Raw genomic sequence first — 5,629 nt, forward strand, 5'->3', positions numbered from 1 at the left:
CTATATATATATCGTTGCGTTGCTTAATATAATTATTTTGAATTATTATTTGTTCTTGATTATTTAATTTTAACGACTTATATCCGAAATAGATACCTGTTATTGTTTGTATAATTACTAAAAATAATTCGAAGTTCATATATCCCTTTCCAACTATTATGCAGTTGACACATAATTTGATTCTACAAGAAAAATGTAAATAATTCATTACTCTATATAATTTTAAAATGAATTTATAAGACTGGAGTGATTCAATGGTAATGAATGAAATCGCTTTGTTTAAAGGTACTCGTGTTCAACCTTATCAAAAGTATATTGATTTTATTTTAGCTGGTGTGTTCGCATCAGCTTTTTTTATTTATCGTGTATATCAATTGATCGGATTATATAAAGAAAGTTATTCAACTTTTGATGTTAAGGATTTTTATGTATTTATGAAGTCTCACTTTATATATTTGTTGGTTGGTACGTTAATTATATTCTTAGTGGTAAAGTTAATTGCTCAAATATTTATTAGATTTAAAGTTAAAGATTTAGCGCAGATGATTGAAACTCAAGGTTTTCACAGTAGAACAATCACTAAAAAAAGAACTGAATTTTTAGATATTGATTTGAAACAAACAGAATATGATTATTACCCTACTCTTTTTTATAAGCGTGGACGAAAATCTTTTATTATTCATGTAAAAAAAGATGGTTCACGGTTTCAAAATCATTATTTAGAATTAGAAGAGATTATTGAACCTATGTTTAATTGTGAACTTGTTGAAAAGCGTCATATTGGTCGTTATTTGCGTTATGAGTTTATGCCATTGAAATACAAAAAACGAATTGTTATGGATAATAATTCAAGCGATGAACGACGTGTTTATGATTCTAAAATTAAAATCACACAACAAATTATTTGGGATTTTGTAAAAGCACCACATGCGTTGATTACGGGTATTACGGGTGGTGGTAAAACATACTTTTTATTCTATATTATCCGCGAATTATTTAGACGACAATCAGAAGTTAGATTATTAGACCCTAAAGTTTCTGATTTGTCTTTTATGAAACGCATTATTGGTGATGATAAAGTTGCTGATACTAAAGGTCAAATATTAAAACATTTACGTCAAGCGAATGAAGAAATGGAAAATCGTTTTAGAATGATGAATGAAAGTGAATCATATGGCATTGGTAAAGATTTCCGAAATTTTGATTTATCCCCTTTCTTTATTGTATTTGATGAGGTAACGGCTTTCACATCAACATTAGATAAAAAAGAATTACAAGAAATGAATGATAAATTGGTAAATATTATTATGAAAGGTCGTCAAGCTGGTGTATTTATGCTTTTAACGGCACAACGTCCTGATGCTGATATTATCAAAGGTAATGTACGTGACCAATTAGGTTTGCGTGTGTCTTTAGGTAATTTGTCTGATGATGGTTATCGTATGACTTTTGGTCAAACTGATAAAGACTTTCAACCTATTCATGAAAGTGAAATTGGACGGGGTTATATCTCTATTTTAGGACAATATAATGAGCCTATTTTGTTTGATGCACCTTTAATGGAACAATATGATTTTGCGAAAGATATTGAACAAATTTTATTACAGAATGATGTAGATAATACTGAGAAAAGAACAATAGAAATTTAAATAAGGAGTGGTTGAATGAAGCGTAAAGGATTGTATCTTTTATGCTTTTTAATTTTGCCTATATTACTCTTAGTTTCTTTTAATGTGTTTGCTGATGAAAACAGTAGCACAGAAAGGACAACTGAAGTAAAGCCCAAAATTGAAAAGTATGATTTAAGTCACTATCGATCGCTTTATCATGAGGAGGGTGATTGGAATCCATTTGGTGAAGAAGAAGTAACAAGACAAATAAACAATGTTTCAGAATTTTTCTTATCAATGTCGAAGATGTTGGCAAGTATGACAGATTATGCGATTGCTAAATTATTTAATCAAGATGTACTTGAAGATTTTGGTGATAAAGTTGGTTCGTTTGTTGGTAATATTTATCAAGGGTTTTTAGATAATTTGGCATTGACTTTATTTATTATTGTTTGTTTTAATGCTTTTATTATATTTAGTGTGAAAGGCGATGCAAGAGAAGCATTAAAGCGTGCATTTTTAATATTTTGTTTAGTAGGATTTGGCGTCGGTGTATTAGGTAATGCCGGTAATATTATTCGTATGTCCAATGGTATCGGTAAAGATTTTAATAATGTCATTATGAATAGTACGACTTCAATAAATCAAAATGTTGATTATAAAAATGAAGAATCTGGTATGAACTATATTCGTAATCAATTTTTTGATATGACGATTTATCGCACATATTTAATGATGAATTATGGCAGCGTTGATGAAAATCAAATTAAAGATAAAGGTAAAGAACGTATTGATAATATTTTAAAAGAAGATTACTCGAAAGATGGAGAGGAAAAAGTTGATAAATTAATTGCTAGTGAAGTGAAAAAGTATAACAATGTTTACATGACACAAGGATATGCGTTTCAAAAATTAGGTGTGTCATTTGTTGGGTTTTTAATTACGTTGTTTATGTCAGCTGTTTTTCTTGCGATAAGTATAGCCAAATTGATTTTTTCAACGTTTGCATTAATTTTATTTATCTTTTTAGTGTTTAGTTGGATTATTAGTTTTCTTCCTAATTTTGAATTAAGTGTATTCACTGCATTTGCGAAGACATTGGGTTATATTATTTTAAGTACATGTATGACGTTTTTGTTTGTGATTGTAGGATTTTGTATTGATTTAGCTAATATGTTTATTAAACCTACAAATCAAGATGCATACATGTTAAATTGTATATTTGTAGTCTTGATTTTGGTTGTTTTGTTTAAAAAACGACATCAAATTATTAATTTTGTAAGTCGTGGAAATGTGAGTTTTTCACCTAGTAAAATTGGTGCTGAAACAATTCAACACACGCAAAATAAATGGAATGATTTACGTCAAAAACAATCAGAAAATAAGAAACAAAAACGAGTAAATCAACAGCCAAATCCTGAACGTAATGACATTAATAGTGACTCACCAAAAAGAAAACAACAAGACAAACCTATGCCGATGTTTTTTAAAGATGGTGGAAATTCTAAGAATAAACAACGTCGTCAGCAACAAGAAACAATGCATGGTCAAGATATTGGGTCTCATTACCATGAAAATGAACCGAGTTATAGTTATTCAAAAGAACCTCAAAAGTCTAGACAACAAGAACATCAAGTTAGAGATATGAAGCCTAAGAAAGATATTCAACGTTCTCCGCAAACTGTTTCAACTTATACAAATAGCCAGAATCAAAGTGATCGGACAATGAATCGTAATGAACAAAAGAAAATACAAACTTCAGCAGATAATAATATAGAGAAACGACAAGTACAAGGTGCTAATAATCATCAGCATTATAGACAATCAGGTAATCAAAATAAACCTATCACTCGAAATGACCAATCTGAACAACGTTTAAAAGAACAAAAGGATATTAATAAGCATGGTAAGTAAAAAGGAAGTAGCTAAAAAAGTGATAGGTTCTACTCCTTTAGGGGTAAAAATAAAGTTATTTAAAGTCATCATAATTTGTTTTATGGTGGCTTTATTTATATTACCGATATTCATGTTTATTATTTTAGCACCTAATTCTAAGGAAAAAGTTGATGATTCAACTTGTACTGTGTCTGGTGGAGATGTTGAAAAATCAGGAATTGAAAAATTTGAACAAAATGCCAAAGGTGGCGCTTTAGAGGGTAAGACGGAAAAAATAATTAAAATTGCGAAGAAGAATAAAGTACCTCCTACTTTATTTATGGCAATTATTGCAAGTGAAAGTATGTGGGGACGTGGTGAGAATGCGACCCGTCAAAATAACCCTTTATCTGTGATGGGTACAAAAAGTATTCATGATTCTACTTATTCATCTATTGAGGCTGGTTTAGAAGATGGCGCAAAAAATTTATATGACCTTTATATTAAAGAGGGTTTAGATACGCCAAAAAAGATTGGTCCAAAATATGCGCCAATTGGTGCAAGTAATGACCCTAAAAATATGAATGCACGTTGTATTCCTACGGTTGAAAAAATCATGAAAGATTTAGGAGGTTCTAAAGCAAAAACAACTTGTGAGGGTAATGGCGGTAAAGCAATAAAATTTAATGGCAAAATACCGAAATGGAGTAATTCAGACCCTGGGAAAGGTAATTTATATACGGCGGGGCAATGTACATGGTATGCGTATGGTATACGTCAAAAGATGGGTAAACCTATTTCTACATTTTGGTATCATGCGCAGTATTGGAACGATCGAGCTAAAGAAGAAGGATACAAAGTGAATAATAAACCTGCGGTTGGGGCTTTAATGATTGCGGAACCTGGACCGGGTCCAGCTGTAACAGGTCATGTAGCTGTTGTAATTGAAGTGAAAGATGATACGACGTTTACAGTTACTGAAATGAATATTAAAGGTGAATATCAAGTTTCGCAGCGTGAAATGAAAGTTGTTGATGGTATTAGTTTTATTCATGATAAGGAGTGATTTGATGAAATTAAAAGTATTAACGTTTGTGATGATATCTATTTGTTTGTTAATTGGTTTATTCATTGGTTCACAAGTATATAAGCATGATGTTAAACAAAAAGAAAAAGAAATTCTGGAGTTAAAGAAAGAAAAAGATGGTTTAAATGAGTCTAACAAGCGATTAAGTGAATTAGTTAAACGTCAGTCAAAGACGGTGATTAGTGATGAAGAAAAACAAATTCGTGAAAGGTCTGAAATGTTTGTTAGAGAATTGTTTGAGATGAAAAAGGATACATCATTTAAATCTAAATCAAAACAACTAAAGCCTTTACTTACTGATGATTATTATTCGACATTATTTGATGGTAAAGATAGATATAATCTATATGATGATATAAGTGTAAATGATTTACATGTGTATTTTGATGTTTTTGACCCTAAACAAGATAGTTATAAAGTATTTGTACAATTTGATGAACGTATTGAAACAGATGGACAAGATAAAATTGAAAATCGAAAAACATCTGTTCAGTTAGATTTAGTTAGGACAACGGACGGTTGGAAAGTCGATAACTTAACACGTTTCAATTTACAACGTCAAGGACATTGATTTGTGTCAAGACAATGATATAATTTACTAAAAAAGGAGTGAATATATCATGAAGAAATTATTTTTATTATTTATAAGTTCTGTATTTATTTTATCTGCATGTGGTAATAAGTATGATAAAGAAATTGAAAAAGTTACTGAAATGGAAAAAAATTTTTGGAACAATGAAAGTGATAAAACATTTAACAAATTTGAGCGGAATAAGGCAAACTTTAAAGTTTATAATGATGGGGATGTTATTACTGTAGATTATATTGCGATTAAAGGTGATACAACTGTAGATGGAGACTTATTTAAGAAAAATCAATCTACGGGCAAATATGAAAAACAGCAAAATATGAATGTTTCTAAATATCAAAAAAACAACAAACCAGATTATGAAGAAAATAATTTGAAGAAATAAAATCAACTCCCCTATTCATTTGAGCGATGTTTGGGGAGTTGATTATAACTTTGTTATTCCTGTCTCTTATACACATCTCCGAG

The 5,629-nt window shown here is 30.0% G+C and carries 5 protein-coding genes; all 5 read left to right on the forward strand.

Translation table 11 applies throughout. The features are described from left to right. The first annotated feature begins 254 nt into the window (after window positions 1–254). Genes CD172_RS11145 through CD172_RS11165 form a run of 5 tightly spaced genes read left to right on the forward strand, consistent with a single transcriptional unit; the run spans window position 255 to window position 5,546 of the window. Window positions 255–1,649 (forward strand): FtsK/SpoIIIE domain-containing protein, encoded by a 1,395-nt coding sequence (locus CD172_RS11145; protein ID WP_103346393.1) that lies wholly within the window; start codon window positions 255–257, stop codon window positions 1,647–1,649. 15 nt (window positions 1,650–1,664) lie between these two features. After that, the gene (locus CD172_RS11150) at window positions 1,665–3,524 is read left to right on the forward strand and encodes a CD3337/EF1877 family mobilome membrane protein (protein WP_103346394.1); all 1,860 of its coding nucleotides are present in this window, start codon (window positions 1,665–1,667) and stop codon (window positions 3,522–3,524) included. Beyond that, a complete protein-coding gene (locus CD172_RS11155) occupies window positions 3,514–4,551 on the forward strand; it encodes a CHAP domain-containing protein (protein ID WP_103346395.1) in 1,038 nt (345 codons plus the stop codon). Before CD172_RS11150 ends, CD172_RS11155 begins: the two co-directional genes overlap by 11 nt. Before the next feature lie 4 nt (window positions 4,552–4,555). Beyond that, the gene (locus CD172_RS11160; protein WP_103346396.1) at window positions 4,556–5,143 is read left to right on the forward strand and encodes a hypothetical protein; all 588 of its coding nucleotides are present in this window, start codon (window positions 4,556–4,558) and stop codon (window positions 5,141–5,143) included. A 49-nt stretch (window positions 5,144–5,192) separates the two neighbouring features. Further along, the gene (locus CD172_RS11165; protein WP_103346397.1) at window positions 5,193–5,546 is read left to right on the forward strand and encodes a cystatin-like fold lipoprotein; all 354 of its coding nucleotides are present in this window, start codon (window positions 5,193–5,195) and stop codon (window positions 5,544–5,546) included. Window positions 5,547–5,629: the final 83 nt, after the last annotated feature.

Origin of the sequence: Staphylococcus agnetis (assembly GCF_002901865.1) — a bacterium.
Lineage (GTDB): Bacteria > Bacillota > Bacilli > Staphylococcales > Staphylococcaceae > Staphylococcus > Staphylococcus agnetis.

Coding starts and splice junctions, on each gene's coding strand:
- CD172_RS11150 (WP_103346394.1), top strand. CDS start 1,665: ATGAAGCGTAAAGGATTGTATCTTTTATGCTTTTTAATTTTGCCTATA.
- CD172_RS11160 (WP_103346396.1), top strand. CDS start 4,556: ATGAAATTAAAAGTATTAACGTTTGTGATGATATCTATTTGTTTGTTA.
- CD172_RS11145 (WP_103346393.1), top strand. CDS start 255: ATGGTAATGAATGAAATCGCTTTGTTTAAAGGTACTCGTGTTCAACCT.
- CD172_RS11165 (WP_103346397.1), top strand. CDS start 5,193: ATGAAGAAATTATTTTTATTATTTATAAGTTCTGTATTTATTTTATCT.
- CD172_RS11155 (WP_103346395.1), top strand. CDS start 3,514: ATGGTAAGTAAAAAGGAAGTAGCTAAAAAAGTGATAGGTTCTACTCCT.